This is a genomic window from Christiangramia pacifica (assembly GCF_057221535.1).
Window position 1 is genome coordinate 466,343 of record NZ_CM170146.1, and the last position, 20,531, is coordinate 486,873.

Below are 20,531 nucleotides of genomic sequence, written 5' to 3' on the forward strand. Positions count from 1 at the left end.
ATTCGTTAATTTAAGCTTCGGTTGTATTTCTAACTTTTGTCTGGTACATCACGTTTGGTTTCGTACCTACATACTCAAGCAGATGATACATCCTGTCATCATTTTTCTTTTCCAGAACTTTTGAGTCCTCGTTATTCACATCTCCAAAGACCATTGCACCTTTATCACATGCAGCCGAACAAGCAGTCTGGAATTCACCGTCTTTAATTGTTCTACCATCACGCTTAGCGTCAAGGATCGTTTTTTGAGTTTTCTGAATACACATAGAACATTTCTCCATAACCCCTCTAGAACGCACAGTAACATCTGGGTTAAGCACCATTCTTCCAAGGTCATTGTTCATGTGGTAATCAAATTCATCGTTCTGTGCATAGTTGAACCAGTTGAAACGACGAACCTTATAAGGACAGTTATTTGCACAATATCTTGTACCAACACATCTGTTATAAATCATTTGGTTCTGACCCTGTCTTCCGTGTGAAGTTGCCGCTACAGGACACACAGTTTCACATGGAGCGTGGTTACAGTGCTGACACATTACCGGCTGGAATACAACCTGAGGATTATCAGCTGGCTGCTCGAGTTCACCAAATTCTGAAAGTGAACTACCAAGGCCTTCAATATTTTCTTTTTTCTCAAGATCGTTAGTGAAAGAATCTTCAGAAGAGAAATAACGGTCTATACGCAACCAGTGCATATCTCTCGATTTTCTCACCTCTTCTCTACCAACAACAGGAACGTTATTTTCAGAATGACAAGCGATCACACAAGCACCACAACCTGTACAGGCGTTAAGATCTATACTAAGGTTAAAGTGTGGACCGGTTGATCTGTCAAAACTTTCCCAGATATCAACATCTGGAGAAGTCACCGGAGTTTCCTGGTGATCTAAAGATACTTCCGGAACTGCATTCCAAACATGAGCATCTTTAGTATTGAAAACCTCAAGTGTGGTTTCCTTTATAATATCACCTCTACCCATTAAGGTATTGTGAAGCTGAACACATGCAAACTCATGCACTCCAGCAGTCTTTTCGATCTTAACTTTTTGAACAGAACTGAAATTCTTATACAATGGATAAGCATTTACTCCTGTTTGCATTTCAGCCTGAATTCCAGCTTTTCTACCATAACCAAGCGCAAGACCAACAGATCCTTTCGCCTGACCAGGCATAATATAAACAGGAACATTCTGAACTACCGTATCACCAACTGTTAGGTTTACATAACTTCCGTTAAGCCCACCGTTGGCAACATTTTCATTTTCAAGACCTAATTCTTCAGCATCAGCTTTAGAAACAGTTACGTAGTTATCCCAGCTAGCTCTAGAAAGCGGATCTGGTAATTCCTGTAACCATGGATTGTTAGCCTGTTGCCCATCACCAATCGCAGTATTGGTATAAAGCGTTAATTCAAAACCATCACCTTCCATCTCATCCATATTGAATGATACTGAAGAAGATGTTGAATTCCCAGAATTTGAAACAGTTACCGGTGAACTTGCCTCAAAAACTCCATCATGAAGAACTTCGTTCCAGTTTCTATCTCCCAATCCACCAGACCAGGTCTCCTTAATGTATTCATTATAGGTCATGTCATTATCTGTCCATCTCAGAAGCGTATCCTGAAATTGTCTGGTATCAAATAATGGTCTTATAGTAGGCTGCATCAAGCTGAATGATTTTTCAGAAAACTGAATATCTCCCCAGCTCTCCAGGTAATGCGGAGTAGCAGCAACGTATTTACTTAATTTAGAAGTCTCATCGGTTCTGGTAGCAAAATCCACTACAGTATCCACCTTCTTAAGACTTTCAGCGAATTCCTTACCGTTTGGCAAAGTATGAACCGGATTAAGACCAGCGATTAGAAGAGCGCCAACATTTCCATTCTTCATATCTTCAACCAATTGGGCAACTTCAGAAGCATTACCCTGACGGATCACTCTTGCATTAGAAGTATCCATCACCTGGCTACCAAGAGCTTCGTTGATTTCCAACGCCCATTTTTGAGCCTCTTCATCTGGAATTCCACAAACTACAACCGCGCCACTTCCTGATTTTCTCAACTGACTAGCAGCTTTTACCACAGCATCGTCAATATTTGAAGGAAGGTCGCTCGTAGAAGAACCTCCGGCAATATACCCTCTCAAAGCAGACATCACAGCCTTTTGCTGAGACGGCTTCAACGGAACACGCTTATCTGCATTGGCTCCGGTTAGAGACATATTAGACTCAAACTGAATATGACGAGACATTTCGCCATTTTCAGGAATTCTTGTTTTTGCAAAAGCGGCATCATACCCACCACCTTGCCAGTCAGCAAGAAAATCTGCACCAACTCCAACTACTGTTTTCGATTTTGAGAAATCATAGTTTGGCAATGCACGTCTTCCGTATTTAGACTGAAAAGCATTCAGAGCAGCATCTTCAGAAACTGTGTCATACACTACGTGACGAACATTTCCATATTTTGAAGAAAACTCCTGAATTAACTTTGAAGTTGAAGGACTAGCAAATGTTTGCGTAAGTAGAACGATCTCTCCACTTGCATTATCAAGCGCAGAACCAACCTCACGGTCAAATTCTTCCCAGGAAACATTTCTTCCTTCAATCATCGGGCGTTTCACCCTTTTTGTATCATATAAAGAAAGTACCGAAGCGTGAACGCGGGCATTAACCCCGCCTTTGAACTTCGATAGATCATTATTTTCAATTTTAATTGGTCGACCCTCACGAGTTTTCACCAACACGCTTGCGAAGTCGAAACCATCAGCAATCGTAGATGCGTAATAGTTCGCGATTCCAGGCACAATCCTTTCAGGTTGCACCACGTAAGGAATAGACTTGGTCACAGGGCCTTCGCAGGCAGCCAGTGATGCCGCTGCTGTACTGAATCCAACATACTTAAGGAAGTCTCTTCTTGAAGTTTTTGAATCTCCAAGTTTCTCTTTATCCCCAAGGAAGTCCTCTACCGGGATCTCCTCAGCAAATTCCTTTTGTTGGAGCGTCTCAACAACAGAGCTGTTTTCATTTAGCTCTTCAACACTTTTCCAGTATTTCTTGTTTGATGACATATTATATCTAGATATTAGCTTCTTAATTTACACCTGAACTTCAGGATTTTAATAGTGACACTTACCACATTCCAATCCGCCCATCTGAGCAGCAGTAAGCTCTTCTACACCATATTTTTTAGATAACTCCTCGTGGATCTTTTCGTAATATTCATTACCCTCGATCCTGATATTGGTTTCACGGTGACAGTTAATACACCATCCCATAGTTAAAGGAGCATTTTGATATACGATTTCCATCTCTTCAATAGGACCGTGACATTTCTGACATTCGATTCCCGCAACACTTACGTGCTGAGAGTGGTTAAAGTATGCGAAATCCGGAAGATTATGAATACGCACCCACTTCACAGGCTTCTCTTCTCCAGAATAAGTTCTGGAAGCAGGATCCCATCCGGCAGCAGCATATAATTTCTGAATTTCCTTATCGTAAAATTCTTTTGAATATTCTTCAGTAGCAGTTTCAGGAGCCACTTCAGCAATTGCCTTATGACAGTTCATACAAACATTTAAAGAAGGAATTCCAGAATGTTTTGATGTCCTAGCTGAAGAGTGACAATATTTACATTCAATCTCGTTATCACCTGCGTGAATTCTGTGAGAATAATGTATCGGCTGAATTGGCTGATAACCTTTATCAACACCAACCTGCATTAAAAATCCGTAAGCAAAGTAACCCACTGCCAAAAGCACTACGATAGCACTAACCAGCACTAGGAATTGATTTTCAACAAATGCTTTATAGATCGGTTTTCTTTTCGGCTTCTCAGGAATCACAATTCCGGAAGCGTCTGCGAAATTTCTAAGCGTCTTATTAACCAGGAATAATACAAGCAATAATAGAGCCAGTACAAATACTAAAATTCCCAGGATCACATCTGTAGAAACTCCACCAGATCCACCTGAAGCTCCGGCATCGCCAGCCGCTCCACCCGCAGCAGCTTGTGGCTCAGGTTTTGGTTGCTCTACATAAGCAAGAATATTGTCAATATCACCATCAGACAACTGAGGGAAAGCAGGCATCGCCGTTTGCCCCCACTCTTCATAAATGGCGTTTGCTTCAGCATCTCCACTTGCGATCAACGCAGCTGAGTTCTTTACCCATTCGTGGATCCAAGACATATCGTGTCTATCTGTCACACCATTTAAGGCAGGACCAATAGAATTTGAATACGGTTTGTGACATGCAGCACATAAAGAATTAAATAACTCCTTACCCGCAGCTGGATCACCTAAACTTGAAGCCGCAGCATCTGCAGCAGCAGCCTCCTGACCCGCTCCAGCCTGAGCAGTGGTATCTTGTGCCTCCTGTTCTTGCGAGAACCCGGATACGGTGAATGTCAATAAAAATGCTACGCTTAATAGTAGTTGTCGCGAAGTTGAATGGCGGAAAATCACCTTTTTCATATTATAAGTTCGATTAACGTCTAAACTTTGGTACGGTTTTTACACTCAGTATTTTAGGGCTAAAAACCTAAAAAGGTACCTTTAAATTCAGGCACAAAAGTAATACTTATAGACGATTTTAGGAATGTTACATAAGTGTTAATAGGTAATTTATATTAGTTCTAAATAATAAATTACAACCTGTTTAAGTTATTTAATTTTACATTTGTCAAAAAGCTAAAATATTATGAGAAAAACAAATTCTGCATTCCTTTTGATTATCGCTGTTTTTCTATTCTTTTCCAACGGAAAAATGAATGCTCAACAAGGTAATGTTCAGATTCAACAAAATGAAAAGATCGAAAAGCTAATGGAGGTAAAGTCTGAGCTCAACGAGAATAATAAGATTGGTGATCGGTTTGTGATCCAGCTTTTTTATGGTGATAACGGTGAAGCGAGCGAAGTGATTCAAAAATATAAAACGCTCTATTCTTATCCTTCTCAGATCACTTATGAAGCACCAAATTATAAAGTTTGGGTTGGAAATTTCAGAAGCCGCCTGGAAGCAGACAGAGCCCTTTTAAAAGTAAAAGAGAACTTCCCTTCCGCATTTATTCCGAAGCCACAGAGAAAATAATATTCCCATATATTTCATAAAAAAAGCGACTTATTTCTAAGTCGCTTTTTTTATTTATGATTCTAATATTATTTAGATTTCAGAGTTTTCTTAACCTCAACTTCTCTAAAGGCTTCGATTACATCTCCTTCTCTAATATCATTGTAATTCTTAACCTGCATACCACAATCATAACCTTTCTTAACTTCTTTCACATCATCTTTAAAACGTTTCAGTGAAGCAAGTTCTCCGGTGTAAACAACCACGCCATCTCTAATCAATCTAACTCCGGCACTTCTATAAATAGTTCCTGAAGTCACCATACAACCTGCAATTGTTCCGATCTTCGAGATCTTGAAAGTTTCTCTGATCTCTGCTGTACCGGTAATCTCTTCCTTCAATTCTGGAGAAAGCATACCTTCCATCGCATCCTTAAGATCGTTGATCGCATCGTAGATGATCGAATAAGTTCTGATATCGATTTCCTCTTTATCAGCAACCATTCTAGCATTTCCAGCAGGTCTTACGTTAAATCCGATAATAACCGCATCTGAAGCTGAAGCTAACAATACATCACTTTCTGTGATTGCTCCCACTCCTTTGTGTATGATATTCACCTGGATCTCTTCCGTAGAAAGTTTCTGGAAGGAATCTGTAAGAGCTTCCACAGAACCATCCACATCACCTTTCAGGATAATATTAAGCTCTTTAAAGTCACCAAGCGCAATTCTACGTCCAATCTCATCAAGAGTAATGTGACGCTGAGTTCTTACATTCTGCTCACGCTGTAGTTGTGTACGTCTTGCTGCGATGTCTTTTGCTTCACGCTCGTCTTCCATTACCTTGAAGGTGTCACCTGCCTGAGGTGCTCCATCAAGACCCAGAATTGAAACAGGAGTAGAAGGTCCAGCTTCTTTCACCTCATTTCCGCGTTCATCGTGCATTGCTTTAACCTTACCGCTATTTCTACCGGCCAATACGTAATCTCCAACTTTTAATGTACCTCCCTGAACCAGGATCGTAGCTACGTAACCTCTACCCTTATCAAGGAAAGCTTCCACTACCGTACCCTTGGCCAGTTTCTTAGGATTAGCCTGCAATTCCAGAATTTCAGCTTCCAGAAGTACTTTTTCGAGTAATTCTTTCACACCGGTTCCAGTTTTTGCAGAAATATCGTGAGACTGAATTTTACCTCCCCAATCTTCAACCAGAAGATCCATGGAAGCAAGTTTTTCTTTAATCTTTTCAGGGTTTGCCGTTGGCAAGTCTGATTTATTGATCGCAAAGATAATTGGAACTCCCGCAGCCTGAGCGTGAGAGATCGCCTCTTTCGTTTGCGGCATCACATCATCATCTGCAGCGATCACAATAATCGCGATATCTGTAACCTGAGCACCACGTGCACGCATCGCCGTAAAGGCTTCGTGACCTGGTGTATCAAGGAAAGCAATCTTCTGTCCGCCTTCCAGTTTCACTCCGTAAGCCCCGATGTGCTGAGTAATACCACCACTTTCACCTGCAATAACATTCTCCTTACGAATATAATCCAGAAGGGAAGTCTTACCGTGGTCTACGTGACCCATCACCGTTACTATTGGAGCTCTTGTTTCAAGATCTTCCGGATTTTCTTCTACTTCTTCAACAGTTTCTTCAACATCTGCCGTAGTAAATTCAACCTCGTAACCAAATTCTTCAGCAACGATACTTAATGTTTCAGCATCTAGACGCTGATTCATCGTTACCATCATTCCAAGAGACATACATGCCGAGATAACCTGTGTAACAGATACATCCATCATGGTTGCAACTTCACTTACCGTAACAAACTCGGTTACTTTTAAGATCTTCTCGTCAGACTCCTGTTGAGCAAGATCTTGCTCAGAACGCTGTCTGTGCTCGTCACGTTTCTGTCTTCTATATTTTGCACCTTTACCTTTAGAAGATTTCCCCTGAAGTTTTTCAAGTGTTTCACGCACTTGCTTTTGTACTTCTTCCTCAGTAGGCTCCTCTTTAGTTATTGGTTTACTTCTTCTTTTACCACCTTTGTTTCCACCACGCTGGTTTCCACCTCCACCTTTTACATCTTTACTGATGCGACGACGGCGCTTTTTACGCTTGTCCTTATCATCTTTTTTATCGTCTTTCTTCTCATCCTTCTTCTTAACAGGCTTTTTGAATTGAGATAAATCGATCTTTTTTCCGGTGAAGTTTGGACCATCAAGTTTAGTATACTTGGTTTCGATCCTGTCTGAAGTTTTTTCTTCTGAACCTTCAGACTTTTCAGAAGTCTTGGATTCTTCAGATTTAGCTTCCTGAGGTTTAGCTTCTTCCTTCTTAGGTTCTGCTTTTTTATCCTCTTTTGGCTTTTCTTCAGCTTTAGCCGCTGGCTTTTCTTCTTGCTTGGTCTCTTCAGCTTTTTTGACAGGTTCTTCCGCTGGAGTTTCCTTAGTATCTTCTTTAGAGGCTTCGGCTTCTTTGTCTTTAGTTTTCTCACCTGGTTTCTTATCCAGATCGATCTTACCGACAGTCTTCGGACCTTCAAGCTTGGCTCTGGAAGTAACAGCCTCTTCCTCTTTCTCCTTCTTCACCTCTTCAGCCTTACGCTTCTCTTCGATCTCCTTACGCAGCTCTTCCTTCTCTTTCTTTCTCTCCTCTCCAACTTCTTTAGAAGCAACCTTTTTACTCTTGTCGGTTTGGAATTCATCAGAAAGCACCTCGTAGATTTCTCCCGAGATCTTGGTAGTTGGACGTGCATCTATCTCGTAGCCTTTGGAATTAAGATATTCCACAGCCCTGTCTAACGAGATATTGAACTCACGTAGAACTTTATTTAATCGCGTTGTTTTCGCTTCTGCCATAAATTGCCCTCTAAATTAACCTCTTTTAATGTAAACTTTATTAAAAAAATATTATTCTTCAAATTCTGAACGAAGAACGGCCATTACATCTTTAATGGTTTCTTCTTCAAGGTCTGTACGACGAACCAGGTCATTCACGTCCTGCTCCAATACAGCCTTTGCAGTATCCAGACCAATTTTTGAAAATTCAGCGATCACCCAATCTTCAATCTCGTCTGTAAACTCTTTTAACTCAACATCTTCTTCAACACCTTCGCGGTAAACATCAATTTCATAACCTGTCAATTGACCTGCTAATCTAATATTATGCCCACCTCTACCAATAGCTTTAGAAACTTCTTCCGGCTTCAGCATTACCTCAGCAGTCTTAGCTTCTTCATCCATTTTAATGGAAGTTATTTTCGCCGGACTCAATGCTCGGGTGATAAATAACTGCTCATTATTGGTGAAATTAATCACATCAATATTCTCATTCCCCAATTCACGTACGATACTGTGAATTCTGGAACCTTTCATACCAACACAAGCTCCAACAGGATCGATTCTATCATCATAAGAATCTACCGCTACTTTCGCTTTTTCTCCAGGAACACGAACTACTTTTTTGATAGTAATCAAACCATCGAATACTTCCGGGATTTCCTGTTCGAATAATTTCTCAAGGAAACCGGGAGCGGTTCTGGACATTATGATTGTAGGCTTATTACCTTTTAATTCGACACTCTCAATAATTCCTCTAACATTCTCTCCTTTTCGGAAGAAATCTGAAGGAATCTGGCGGTCTTTAGGAAGCACGATCTCATTCCCTTCATCATCAAGAAGAATGATTGCTCTGTGCCTAATATGGTGAACTTCTGCAGTATAAATCTCTCCTTCAAGATCTTTAAACTGCTTGTAAATATTCGTATTGTCATGCTCATGAATCTTTGAGATCAAATTCTGACGCAGTGCCAGAATTGCTCTTCTACCAAGATCTGCAAGCTTCACTTCTTCAGAAACATCTTCACCAACCTCAAAGTCTGGTTCAATCTTTCTTGCTTGAGTAAGAGATATTTCCCTGTTAGAATCTTCTACTTCACCATCTGCAACCACTATACGGTTTCTCCAAATTTCAAGATCCCCTTTATCAGGGTTTACAATAATATCAAAATTATCGTCTTCTCCATACTTTTTCTTTAAAGCATTTCTAAAAACATCCTCCAAGATCGCCATCAGCGTAACACGATCTATAAGTTTATCATCTTTAAACTCTGAGAATGACTCAATCAACGCGATATTTTCCATATCAATTTGTGATTAAAATGTTATTTTAACTTTAGCTTCCACAATATCAGCATAAGGCAAAACCGCCTCCTTCTGTACTGTTACTTTCCCTTTACCAACCGGCTTAGGCTCTCTTGCTTTCCATGAAAGCTTTATTTCATTTTCATCAGCAGAAACGAGATCGGCTTCAAACTTTTCGTTTTCCGTCTTCACTTTTAATCTGCGACCAATATTCTTTTTGTATTGTCTCGGCATGCTTAGAGGCTCAGAGACTCCTGCCGAAGTAACTTCAAGAGAAAAATCTTCCTCTTCCCTGTCCAGGTTATGCTCAATAGCACGGCTCACCATGATACAGTCGTTTACCGAAACACCTTCATCACCGTCCAATACTATCTTGATATGATTGGCGGAGTTCACTTCAAGGCTGATTAAAAATAATGAATTATTTTCTTCAAATACCTTCTCTGCTAACTTTTCTACCTTCTCCTTCAGCATGGTTATAAAAAGAGGGGACTTCTGTCCCCTCGCTGTACTTTTTTAGTTTCAACGCTGCAAATATAGCAATATTTTCCAAGTATAAAAACGTGGAAATAAATGAAATATTCTTTGTAAATTTAATAGAGCTTTAATTATTAAGCCATTACCTTCAATCATGAAAAATATTCTAGTTCCTACAGACTTTAGTGACCAGGCTGAAATAGCTCTGAAAGTCGCTGCACAACTAGCCAGAAAATTCGATGGCGAGATCTTTCTACTACACATGCTGGAATTACCTCTTCAGCTCATAGATCCCGTGAATGGTAGTAGCCAGAATATTCCTGAAGCTATTTTCTTTCTGAAATTAGCTCACCAGCGTTTTTCAAAAATATTGCGTGAACCTTATCTCAAAGGGATTAAAGTTCATGAAACTGTAGAATTTCACAGGGCTTTTGATGGGATTATGGAAATTGGAAAGGAAAAAAAATGTGACCTGATCGTTATGGGTTCTCATGGTGCCAGTGGATTCCAGGAAATGTTTATAGGATCGAATACTGAAAAAGTTGTCCGACATTCAGAAATTCCTGTACTAGTCATAAAAAATGAGATCGAGGACTTCAAAATAAAGAATTTTGTTTTCGCTACAGATGCCAATGCAGACCATAAGCATGTCTTAAAAAAGGCGATTAAATTTTCAGAAACAATAGAAGCGAATTTGCATCTTCTATTTGTAAACACTCCTAATGACTTTATGACCAGCGAAGAAGCTACCAAAAGAATCAATGATTTTGCAAAAGATTCATCACCGGATCATTACGAGATACATATATATAATGACATAAGTGTAGAAAAAGGAATCCTGAATTTTGCTAATAAAATTGATGCCGGACTTTTAGGAATTGGAACTCACGGTCGCAAAGGCCTTGCCCATTTTTTTAACGGGAGCATTAGTGAAGACCTGGTAAATCATGCAAATCGCCCTGTTGTGACTTTCAAGATCTAGAGAAAAGATTTTAAAGCTCCATTCTTTAATAGATTCCAAAGGTAATTCCAGAAAGATTTTGTTTTATCTCTGGTAAAACTGATCTCTTTATAATTTGCTTTCTTATTGATCGCTTTATTTTTTACGATAAGATTTGCCAGTGCCGAGATCACTTTATTCTTCTCCTGTCCATTCTTTTTCAGAACTTCTACCTTAAAATCTTTGTATTCCAGCTTCATGTCTCCACTTCCCTGGTTGTCATTTCCGTAGAAATTAAAATACATATCTAAAATTTCACCTTTCGCTTCAATATTCATAGCGGGCTTCATAAACCTGTTCATCTGCTCGGCAGCCAGCCTTCCCATATTTCCGGTGATATGAAACCTGTCGCTTTTATCACTAATATCAAATTCCATCGTAACATTAAGTGGAGCCTGCTTCATAAAATTAGCATCAGCCTTCAATACCGTCTGAGGGAAGCTTTCTCTACCCAGATCAATATTGGTGATATTGCTTAGTTGAGCATTAAGGTCAGAAAAATCTACCACGCCACTTTTACGATCAGCATGAATTCGCTCCTCATATCTTATATAAGAATTTTCCACCACGATACTATCTAATTTAAGCAGAATAGGCATTTTCCTAATCATGGCGCTATAAAGTGGCTTAGTGCTGTTATCATCTGGCTGAAGCTTATCTCTATATATGTCAAAATTTGCACCGCTAATTCGGGTGAGATGATTCTGAACTTTTAAGGAATCATTTTGCATAGACCAGTTAAAACTGTCCATATATAATGAATCGACTGTTAGCTCGTACCTGTCTTTCTCAACCGGAGTCGTTTTTTGGTGCTCAGCTTTAGAATATTTTGGAGATATCCTGAATTTTTTGATATGCACCTTATTATTATCAATCACAAAATCGGCAGCGGAGAGTACATGTCTCGGATCAAGGTCATAAAAAATACTATCTGCATTTAGCAATATCAGATCATAATTAAAAGGAACAGATTCTTTTAGAGTTTCTGCATTCACACGAACCTGCTGCATTTTCACATCTCTTATCTTGGTATATAGTCGATGTTCTGAACTGTCTTTTTCGAATATCTGAAAACTACCTCCCTTAATTCGAACATTTTTGATTACCAGTTTATTTTTAAACTCTGTAGATTTCTCTTTTTTAGTGGCAGTTAAATCTTCTTTCTCCTTTTTAAAATTATAGACCTTAACAACGGGATTTGAAATACTCAGTTCGCCAATGATGATATCCTTATTTGTTATATAATCCCAGAGTTGAATATCATCAAGAAGAATCTTATCTACCTTTAGACTTTTACCTTTTACCAGGAATGAAGGATTAGTAACCTCCGCTCTTCGATTTAAAAGCTTCACATCAACCTTTTGATAGGTAGCACTTGCTTTCTTAAGATTATCTTCTATACTTTTTTTGATCCTGCTTTCAAGGTAATTATTAGTAAGGAATAAGGCTAAGGCAATTACCCCTATTCCTATTAAAATACCTACCGCAAATTTTGTCTTTTTCTTCAATTGAGTCTTGATTTTCAAAACCAATTTACAATTCAAGGCGGTTTAGAAACCCCTGTTTAAGATTATTTAACTTAAAAGATTGTAATACAGATGTTACCAAAGTTAAATTTTCGTCAAACTTAATTTTTTACTTCCGCGATATAGGCATTCCGTAGTATATTTGAACCAAATCAAAAAAAGGAAATGTTTTTAAAAGTTGGTATAAAAGTTTTGTTTGTGATCATAGAGATCTTTTTAGGTTTTTACAGTTTGGTAATTACTGAAAGTCTTCTGATCAAATTCTTATTTTTTGCAGTAACTGCTGCAATTATTGCTTTTGCCATGCTAAAAACCATCAATAAAATTTTACCTACAGATAAAGCTTTGATGGAAATCCAAGCCGACAAAAAGGATCTATAAAATTCTATATAAATGCAATACAGATCCGTTGACGACCTCAACGGATTTTTTTTATTTAATTTGCCATTCATTCTAATAAAAATTTATGAGGCTTGTCTGCCTTTCAGATACCCACAATTTTCATCACGATGTAATTATTCCTGAAGGAGATATTCTAATTCACGCAGGAGATTGTACCGATGGTGGAACCAGAAATGAGACAGATAATTTTTTAAAATGGTTTTCAGCTCAACCTCATGAGTACAAAATCCTGGTTCCGGGAAATCATGACTTTTATTTCGAAAAATCAGAATATCTAGAAAGAGTACCGTCAAATATTAATCTTTTGATTAACGACGGGATGGAAATAAAAGGAACCAATTTTTGGGGTTCTCCGGTAACTCCAGGATTGGAAAATTGGGCATTTAATAAAGAGCGCGGATTAGAGATTAGAAAATTTTGGAAATTGATCCCTCCCCAAACCGATATTTTGATAACTCATACTCCTCCTTATGGAATTCTTGACGAAATTAGTAGCGGTATAAAATTAGGTTGCGAAGAATTGGTACAAACTTTAAAGGTTGTTCAGCCAAAACTACATTTATTTGGACATATCCACCATGCGGCCGGCAGCACAAAACGTTCAAATACTAAGTTTTTTAACTTATCGATTTTAGACGAACGCCACCGTATCATGCATTCCCCGCTAATTTTGGATGTGTAATCTAAATTTAATCTTAAGAATATCCCTATCAAGTTAAAAATTTATTAACGAGGGAAGTATTACATTTTTTTTAACAGCTTTTGCCCTGTCTAGTAGTAATTTAGCCTCAGAAGAAAATGTCGAATAAAGGATTACTTATGAATAGATTTACTACCCCGGAGATTCTTGATGAAGTCAAAAATCTAATTTCTTACAGCATAATTAACAGGACTCAGGAAAACTCAAATTTCCAGACAATGCACCGTGCGATTATCAAGAAGTATTTTGAAGCTAAGAATGTAAATATTAATTATAAAGATCAAACTATAGATTTACAATTACCAGTAGGTCAAAGAAAATATACCAGTATTACATTTGAATGTCAGGATTTGGAGAGATTTCTAAGATCATGTCTGAAAAAAGATGAAAAAAGCATTTTCTTTTATCAGAATATCCTGAACCATTACAATATCACTACTGCGGCGTAAAAAATTACCCCAATTCTATATCAATACAAGCCTTGGTCCCTACACCGGGCTTTTTTTATGGAATGGCATTACCTATTTCCTTCAATTTCTCAACACTGAGTGGTTTAGATAAAAATCCGGACACCTTAGGAAATTCTTCAATTTTATCTTTATCAGAATAAGCTATGGACGAGGTAACAATGTACACCTGACTTGTTTCATACAGCAATGGATAGGTATTTTCCAATTCGCTTAAAAACTGCCAGCCATCCATTATAGGCATATTAATATCCAGTAATATAACTGAAGGTAGATTTTTCGATTGTTCTTGCAGACATTGCAGGGCATCTGTAGCACACATAAAGTACGATATTTGGTCAAATATCTTAGCTTTTGAGATGAGCCTCTTAATGATCATTTGATAGATCTCATCATCGTCAATGATACAGATACTTTTTATCATTTAAACCTTACTTTAAAACTGGTCCCAACGCCTGGTTCACTTTCCACATCAACTGTCCCACCCATGGCATTAATCTGATTCTTGGTAATGAACAATCCAACACCTCGAGAATCTTTTCGGTCTGAAAAGGTTTTATATAATCCAAAAACCTTCTCGCCATGCTTCTGTAGATCAATTCCAATACCATTATCTCGTATTTCTAGCACCCATTGTTTATCATCCCTGTAACCCGTAAGTTCAACAACCGGAGATCTTTCAGGATCACTATATCGTAAGGCATTAGTAAGAAAGTTCAGAAGAACGCTTTCCATGTAGGCCGAATTGAAGGACACATTCATCTCCTCAGGAACCCTGGTGATGATTTTCGCTCGTTTTGACTTTATCTGCAAACTCAGAATATCCAGCGCCTGATCAATGAATTCTAAAACATTTACTGATTCAGCCTTAATATCCATATTTGTATTGATGGAGACCACTTCATTCAGATCATGTAAGGACTGATCAAGGTTCTTAGAAACCTTTTTCAGAAGTCCAACATAAGTATCCTTTTCGTCCTGGGACTCTTCAGATTCGTATAGCTCAAGGATGGACGACATATTACTGGAATGGGATCGAAGATTATGAGAAACGATATAGGCGAAGTTAAGCAGTCGCTTATTTTGTTCCATCACAAGTTCATAAGACTTCACGAGGTTCATTTCTGCTTCTTTCTTACCGGTTACATCTCTTAAATTGATTACGAAACCATTCACATTCTGAACATGCAGCATGTTTGTAAGAGTAGCATTCACCCAGAACCAATTATTCTCTGCGTCTTTAACCCTTAAAATAATATCGGTAATAGGCACGTTTGGTTTTGTATAACCGAGTTCTACCTTAGACCGCAAAAGGTCGTGATCATCCGGATGAATATAATACAAAACTCCATTAGCTGAAAAATCTATCTGCTCGTACTTTGAAATTTTGGCCAGAGAAGGAGAATAATATTTTACCTTGTTTTGATCATCAACAATTAGAATGATCTCATTAGAGTTTTCTACCAGAGAACGAAAACGATTCTCATTGTCTATCAGTTTTTGTTTCGCTTTAACTCTTGCAGAAATATCTTCTACCAAGGCGATATGACTGGAAACTTCTTCCCCGACCTCCCAAAGCGGAGAAACATTAATTCTTACCCAAATTAGATTTCCATCTTTCCGTTCGAGTCTTTTTTCCAGGCTATACTGGCGTATCTCATCCTGGCTTAAACGCCGCATTAATTCTGTGTTCTCTACCAGATCATCGGGATGCGAAATCATCTTGTAGTCCATCTGCTTAAGTTCCTCCTCAGAATACCCGAGCAAATCCTGAAATTTTTTGTTAGCTTCAAGGATCATCCCATTTGTGGAATTGACCCTGGCCATACCTATAGCTGCCTGATTGAATATGGTTCTAAAATGTAATTCACTTTTCGCGAGTTCCCCGGCTTGCTCCTTCACCAATTTCTGAAGTTCTGCCGGTTGCTTAAGACTATTATAAACAATCCATCCCAGAGCTCCGGAAATCACCAAAATCATGATCGCCACTGGAATGATCGTATAAAATGGTTTATACGGATTTACAGGAATAATGTAGATTTTCCAGTCTCCATCCTGAAGGACCAGATTTTCAGAATAAGACTTATCTAACTCTGTCGTTTCATCCAAAAAGAATTCTTCCTTTCCTGTTACCGGATTTATTTTAGAAAATTGAAATCTGTATTGATCTCCGGCAAGATCTTCCAGCCCGGACTGATTTACCAGATTTTCAAAATGAATAAGAACCGCTACAAAACCCCAGAATTCGTTTTTCTTAAAAACAGGAAGTCTACCGATTATAGCAAGTCCGCCTTGCCTGAGCTCCAGAGGACCGGCAAAAAACATTCTTTTGCGCTCTATAGCTATAAAAGCTTCACCGTTACGCGTACTGTCTTGTAAGATATTGTAATTAAGAGCGTCTTTATTCTCTTCGTAAGGATATACCTTGGTAATGATTCCGTCAGGAACTATTTCTATAGCATCAATATTGGGATTATTATCCACTAACTGAGGAGCCACCTCATCAAAGTTTTCAATTTTACCATCTTCGTCTATTTGGAGCGCCAGGGATAAAGCGGCGGAGTAACTATATTTTAAAGATTGATCAATATTTTGCTCGGCAACACCAATAATGGATGCCATTTCCTTCTGCCTATCATCCAGCAGAATCTGATAACGTTGCCAGAGCATAAAAAAACCCGCCATTAAGAGCAGCAGGAATGTTAGAAAACCTATTAAAACAGGTCTACTTTTCACTCTAGAAGTAGTAGGGTTTTCTATCGTTTTTACCATCAAATTATATTAGCAGGCTATAATTTTGGATAAGTTTTTCATTTAAGCACGCCAAATATACCTAAATAACTGGAAAATAGGATTTTTAGTAAGGAAGTCTTGATTCTAAAATAAAAAACCTGGGTAAATACCCAGGTTTTGCAATTATATGATTGAAAACTAAAATTGTTTTGAAAGACTTACCCCTGCACCGAAATTAGGGCTGTTTTCAGAATTAAAATCGGCTCCAAGAATCAAATTCAAGGTCACAGGCATTTTTATTAATCTAAATTCAGAGTATAAATTAATATTATCTTCCTTTATCAATTGACTTTCAGCTGGTACTCTGTACAAGCCTTCTTTATTTACATAACTCACTAAGAACTTATATGGTATCGTTTTTTGTAAATATGATATACTTCCACTGAATCCTATATGATGAGCCAAAAATTTGTTACCGACTATATAATTTAATTCTGGATCGTAAGTAAAAAAAGGGGCTCCTATAACCCGTCCCTTATAGGTCCAGCCAAAAGGATAAACGCCATTATTAAAATAATTATCATAGAGATGTGGTCCAACCTTATTCTTGTCTAGAACATGAAAAAACTCGTAAATAACTGAATTTATGAGATTATCAGATTCCGTAGTTTCATAATACAAAGCATACCGACCATCCGGAAAATTAGCCAGCCTACTCCCTGAACCATCTTCGAAAAGATTATTAAATAAGAATGAGATTGAATAGTTTCTGAATTTTTTATGAAGACTTAATTCCCACGAACCTAGGTGATTGCCCAAAGCATTAGCCTGATCAGATTCAACGGAATTATCTCCGCCTCCACGTCCTGTTACTACCTTCAGATAATCGGAAAATTCTTCAGGCTGGTCGCCAAACCTCTCTGAACTACCTCCCCATTGCACGAAATGTCTTAAACCTGCTTTAATAGTCCAGGAGTTATCAGGCTTGTAAAGCAGCTGGATTCTTTTGTGATGAAGCCGCACATTTTCTGCCCCTGTATTATCGCCTAAATAGGATTCACTCCAATAAAACTCAAAGCCAATTTTTTTACTATCGAATAGAAATATAGGGCTTGAAGTTTCAAGTTTTATTCCTGGTATTGGTCTTGAATTTAACGACCATATAATATTCTTATTGGAAGCACTTGAACCATTGAGAACTTCTGCTTCTTGCTTTGCTCCCACAACTAATCGCAGCCAATCTATTTCAAGCTGTGCATACAGCTCATCTATAGAGAAATTATCAGAATCTCCATCTGAATAAAAAAATCCGCCTCCAACTTCAAGATTTGTATTTTCGGAAAATTCGTAGTTTGCTTTAGCGTTAATCCATGTACTAAAATTAGAAGATTGGTCTTTTCTTCCTCTTTGATTGGAATAAAACCAGAATGGCAAATCTTCATTTTCGGCATAATAACCTTCTAAGGTCGCACTTCCGCTAAATTCAAACTGACCAAAACTGAGCTGTGACCAGATCATGAGGATCAATACTAAAAACTTGACTTTTATTTGCATAAAAAAAGCCCTGATCAATTCAGGGCGTATTTTAAAAACTAATTATTATTACCAGATTGCCGCTTTGTTTCTTAACCTGGTAAGAAAAGATTTTTTCTCTTCTCCGTAGGCATAACCGTACTTATTCCCATAACCGAAATTAGCCCACTTAACATCATTCAATACAAAACTTACGTCATGTAGTTTCCCGTCATTCTTGGAGTCAACTGCAAAATTCAGTAATTTCTTTTCGGTATAGCCCGCGCGAACAACATAAAGAGTAAGATCTGCCCATTTATTGATGAGGAAGGTATCTGTAACCAATAAAGATGGAGCTGTATCAACTATTACGTAGTCATACATCGCTTCCAGTTCCTTAAACATCTCACCGGTCTTTTCCCTTCTCCATAATTCTGAAGGGTTTGGGGGAATCGTACCAGAAGGAAGTAATTCCAAGTTTGGATTGTCAACATTTGTCTGTCGAATTAAATCCTGGAGTTTCAAATTATCGTTAGCTAAATAATCGCTAACCCCAATATGTTCTCGTGCATCAGCTTCAAATCTTTGCAATTGCGGATTACGAAGATCAGCTCCTACCAATAGAACTTTTTTATTAGTATTAGCCAAGGTAGCGGCCAGGTTAAAAGAAACTAAGGTTTTACCTTCTCCCTTTACCGTTGAAGTCACGAAAATGGTATTTCCCTGCCTTTTGTCTGCAGTATTTTCAATTAAATACTGAAGGTTCGTAAGTAAAATTCGAAAAGATTCTGCAAGTACACTACGATCATTTTTCAGGATCATTTCTCCATCTTTCTTGGAAACACTTGGGATCTCACCAACTACTGGAATATCTGAAGTAACCTTCTCAATATCTTCCCTGCTCTTTACTTTATTACTTAAGAGACCTTTCAGGTAAATAATTAGAAATGGGATCAATAACCCCAGAATCAAACCTGCAAGCAGAATAATTTTTGGTTTTGGAGAAATAGGAGCGACAGATGAATATGCACGGTCAACAATTTTTGCTTTTGGTGCTGTAACGGCAAGACTTAAAGAATTCTCTTCTCTCTTCTGAAGCAAGAAAAGATATAGTGATTCCTTAATATTCTGCTGCCTTTCTATTCCTCTATATTGTCTTTCTTTTGCCGGAACTGCAGAGATCTTTGAGTTGATTACTGAACCCTGGCGCTCTAATTCCTGTTGTGAAACTCTAAGGTTGGATCTCAACCTTTCAAAACTTGCCAGAACATTACCTCTTATCTGATCTATCTGGCTGTTGAGTCTTTTTACGATCGGGTTTTTTTCCGTAGACCCGCTTAATATCCTGTTTCTCTCTAATACAAGATTATTATATTCTTCTATACTCGAATTTACCGACTTTTCTTCAATTCCTAAATTCGCAGGCAACAGATCAGATCCCGAATCTGAATTTAGATAACTTATCATTGTATTTACCAATTCAAGCTGAGTCCCTATTTCCTGCTCGCGCTTATTGTAATCACTAACATTCTCAATGAACATTTCAGATTCAGCCTCTATATCTGTAAGTCGATTAGCTTCTTTGAACTCCTCCTTACCTGTTTCTACTGAGTCAAGCTCTCCATTAATTATCTGTAACCTCTCATCAATAAATTCAGCCGTATTTCTGGCAACTAGGTTTTTATCTTCAATTGCATCCCTGTTATATTCATAAATTAACTGATCCAGAATATCCTGTGCTTTCTCTTTTACAGAATCATCCAGGCCTAATTCAATTAAACTGGAATTTTTGTCAGTAAGATTTATTTGAAGTTTTGTGCGATAATTTGAAACTACAGATTCTAAAGTGGAAAACTTAACATTAAGGTTAGGCATTTCCTCTTCTTCATTTAAAATAAAGTCCGCATTTTCAACCAGGATAATATCAGCAAAAGGAATTTCCATAGGCTGCCCTATTTTACCTTCAAAAACTTCCTCTGATTCAATATTAGTGAGTAAAATTTTTCCATTCTCATTGCTCTGAATATCAAATTGACTACCAACGCTTTTGGCATAAGTTTTCAATCGATTTTCATCCAATTTAAGAACTTCGATAAAATAAGGTGAATGAGAATAAAGCTCAGGACTCTTTACCGCATTGCCATCTAAATACGTGACATTAAGATTTAAAGCCTTCACCACATCGGTCATCATCCTCTTGGATTTGAGTATTCCTATCTCATTTTCAATAGAATTTGTTCCCATGCCACCTAGTAATCCAAGATCAGCAAATGCAGCCATTTCACTAGAAGGTGATTTAGACTTCTCGTCCTTTATAATTATACTCGCAATGGTATGAAATGTAGGTGTTGTTAATTTTAGATAACTAAAGGCCAGGATAACACATATAAGAACTCCCAACACAAACCAGGGCCAGTGCTTCAAATATCTCTCCAGTTCCTCTCGCAGATCTATTTCTTCTTCTTTGGGGCGATTATTGTAATTTATCTGAGCCATA

General features: G+C 38.0%; 15 protein-coding genes. 5 read left to right on the forward strand and 10 right to left on the reverse strand.

What is annotated here, in order from left to right; translation table 11 throughout:
• Window positions 1-10: 10 nt before the first annotated feature.
• Window positions 11-3,073 (reverse strand): TAT-variant-translocated molybdopterin oxidoreductase, encoded by a 3,063-nt coding sequence (locus AC2S94_RS02130; RefSeq protein ID WP_484629867.1) that lies wholly within the window; start codon window positions 3,071-3,073, stop codon window positions 11-13.
• Between the two features lie 48 nt (window positions 3,074-3,121).
• Complete coding sequence (locus AC2S94_RS02135) at window positions 3,122-4,480, reverse strand: c-type cytochrome (RefSeq protein WP_484629868.1); 1,359 nt, start codon at window positions 4,478-4,480, stop codon at window positions 3,122-3,124.
• A gap of 226 nt (window positions 4,481-4,706) precedes the next feature.
• On the opposite strand from AC2S94_RS02135, the gene AC2S94_RS02140 reads away from it, so the two are divergent.
• Entirely contained in the window at window positions 4,707-5,096 is a 390-nt protein-coding gene (locus AC2S94_RS02140; RefSeq protein WP_484629869.1) for an SPOR domain-containing protein, read from the forward strand.
• 68 nt (window positions 5,097-5,164) lie between these two features.
• Here the strand turns inward: AC2S94_RS02140 and infB are convergent, their stop codons facing one another.
• From infB to rimP, 3 genes are read right to left on the reverse strand one after another with little or no spacing between them, the layout of a single operon-like run.
• Window positions 5,165-7,933, reverse strand: a complete 2,769-nt coding sequence (gene infB / locus AC2S94_RS02145; RefSeq protein ID WP_484629870.1) for a translation initiation factor IF-2 — start codon at window positions 7,931-7,933, stop codon at window positions 5,165-5,167.
• A gap of 51 nt (window positions 7,934-7,984) precedes the next feature.
• Window positions 7,985-9,217 carry a transcription termination factor NusA gene (nusA, locus tag AC2S94_RS02150; RefSeq protein WP_309560249.1) on the reverse strand — a complete coding sequence of 411 codons (1,233 nt, stop codon included), beginning with the start codon at window positions 9,215-9,217 and terminating at the stop codon, window positions 7,985-7,987.
• 12 nt (window positions 9,218-9,229) lie between these two features.
• The gene (gene rimP, locus AC2S94_RS02155; RefSeq protein WP_484629871.1) at window positions 9,230-9,691 is read right to left on the reverse strand and encodes a ribosome assembly cofactor RimP; all 462 of its coding nucleotides are present in this window, start codon (window positions 9,689-9,691) and stop codon (window positions 9,230-9,232) included.
• A 157-nt stretch (window positions 9,692-9,848) separates the two neighbouring features.
• Between rimP and AC2S94_RS02160 the strand changes: the two genes are divergently transcribed.
• Window positions 9,849-10,676, forward strand: a complete 828-nt coding sequence (locus AC2S94_RS02160) for a universal stress protein (protein ID WP_484629872.1) — start codon at window positions 9,849-9,851, stop codon at window positions 10,674-10,676.
• On the opposite strand, the gene AC2S94_RS02165 is transcribed toward AC2S94_RS02160, so the two are convergent.
• Entirely contained in the window at window positions 10,673-12,202 is a 1,530-nt protein-coding gene (locus tag AC2S94_RS02165) for a hypothetical protein (protein WP_484629873.1), read from the reverse strand. The genes AC2S94_RS02160 and AC2S94_RS02165 overlap by 4 nt on opposite strands.
• A 183-nt stretch (window positions 12,203-12,385) precedes the next feature.
• Here AC2S94_RS02165 and AC2S94_RS02170 point away from each other — a divergent pair, with 183 nt between their 5' ends.
• The 3 genes from AC2S94_RS02170 to AC2S94_RS02180 all read left to right on the forward strand — a co-directional run bounded on the left by AC2S94_RS02170 (window position 12,386) and on the right by AC2S94_RS02180 (window position 13,771).
• Complete coding sequence (locus AC2S94_RS02170) at window positions 12,386-12,601, forward strand: hypothetical protein (RefSeq protein WP_484629874.1); 216 nt, start codon at window positions 12,386-12,388, stop codon at window positions 12,599-12,601.
• An 85-nt stretch (window positions 12,602-12,686) separates the two neighbouring features.
• Complete coding sequence (locus AC2S94_RS02175; protein ID WP_484629875.1) at window positions 12,687-13,304, forward strand: metallophosphatase domain-containing protein; 618 nt, start codon at window positions 12,687-12,689, stop codon at window positions 13,302-13,304.
• A gap of 137 nt (window positions 13,305-13,441) precedes the next feature.
• Entirely contained in the window at window positions 13,442-13,771 is a 330-nt protein-coding gene (locus AC2S94_RS02180) for a hypothetical protein (RefSeq protein ID WP_484629876.1), read from the forward strand.
• A 55-nt stretch (window positions 13,772-13,826) separates the two neighbouring features.
• Here the strand turns inward: AC2S94_RS02180 and AC2S94_RS02185 are convergent, their stop codons facing one another.
• The 4 genes from AC2S94_RS02185 to AC2S94_RS02200 form a co-directional block, all read right to left on the reverse strand.
• Window positions 13,827-14,213, reverse strand: a complete 387-nt coding sequence (locus AC2S94_RS02185) for a response regulator (RefSeq protein ID WP_484629877.1) — start codon at window positions 14,211-14,213, stop codon at window positions 13,827-13,829.
• Window positions 14,210-16,561 (reverse strand): PAS domain S-box protein, encoded by a 2,352-nt coding sequence (locus AC2S94_RS02190; protein WP_484629878.1) that lies wholly within the window; start codon window positions 16,559-16,561, stop codon window positions 14,210-14,212. The genes AC2S94_RS02185 and AC2S94_RS02190 overlap by 4 nt, the downstream gene beginning before the upstream one ends.
• Window positions 16,562-16,720: 159 nt before the next feature.
• Window positions 16,721-18,076, reverse strand: a complete 1,356-nt coding sequence (locus AC2S94_RS02195; protein WP_484629879.1) for a capsule assembly Wzi family protein — start codon at window positions 18,074-18,076, stop codon at window positions 16,721-16,723.
• A gap of 48 nt (window positions 18,077-18,124) precedes the next feature.
• Window positions 18,125-20,530 carry a GumC family protein gene (locus AC2S94_RS02200; RefSeq protein ID WP_484629880.1) on the reverse strand — a complete coding sequence of 802 codons (2,406 nt, stop codon included), beginning with the start codon at window positions 20,528-20,530 and terminating at the stop codon, window positions 18,125-18,127.
• Window position 20,531 lies beyond the last annotated feature (1 nt).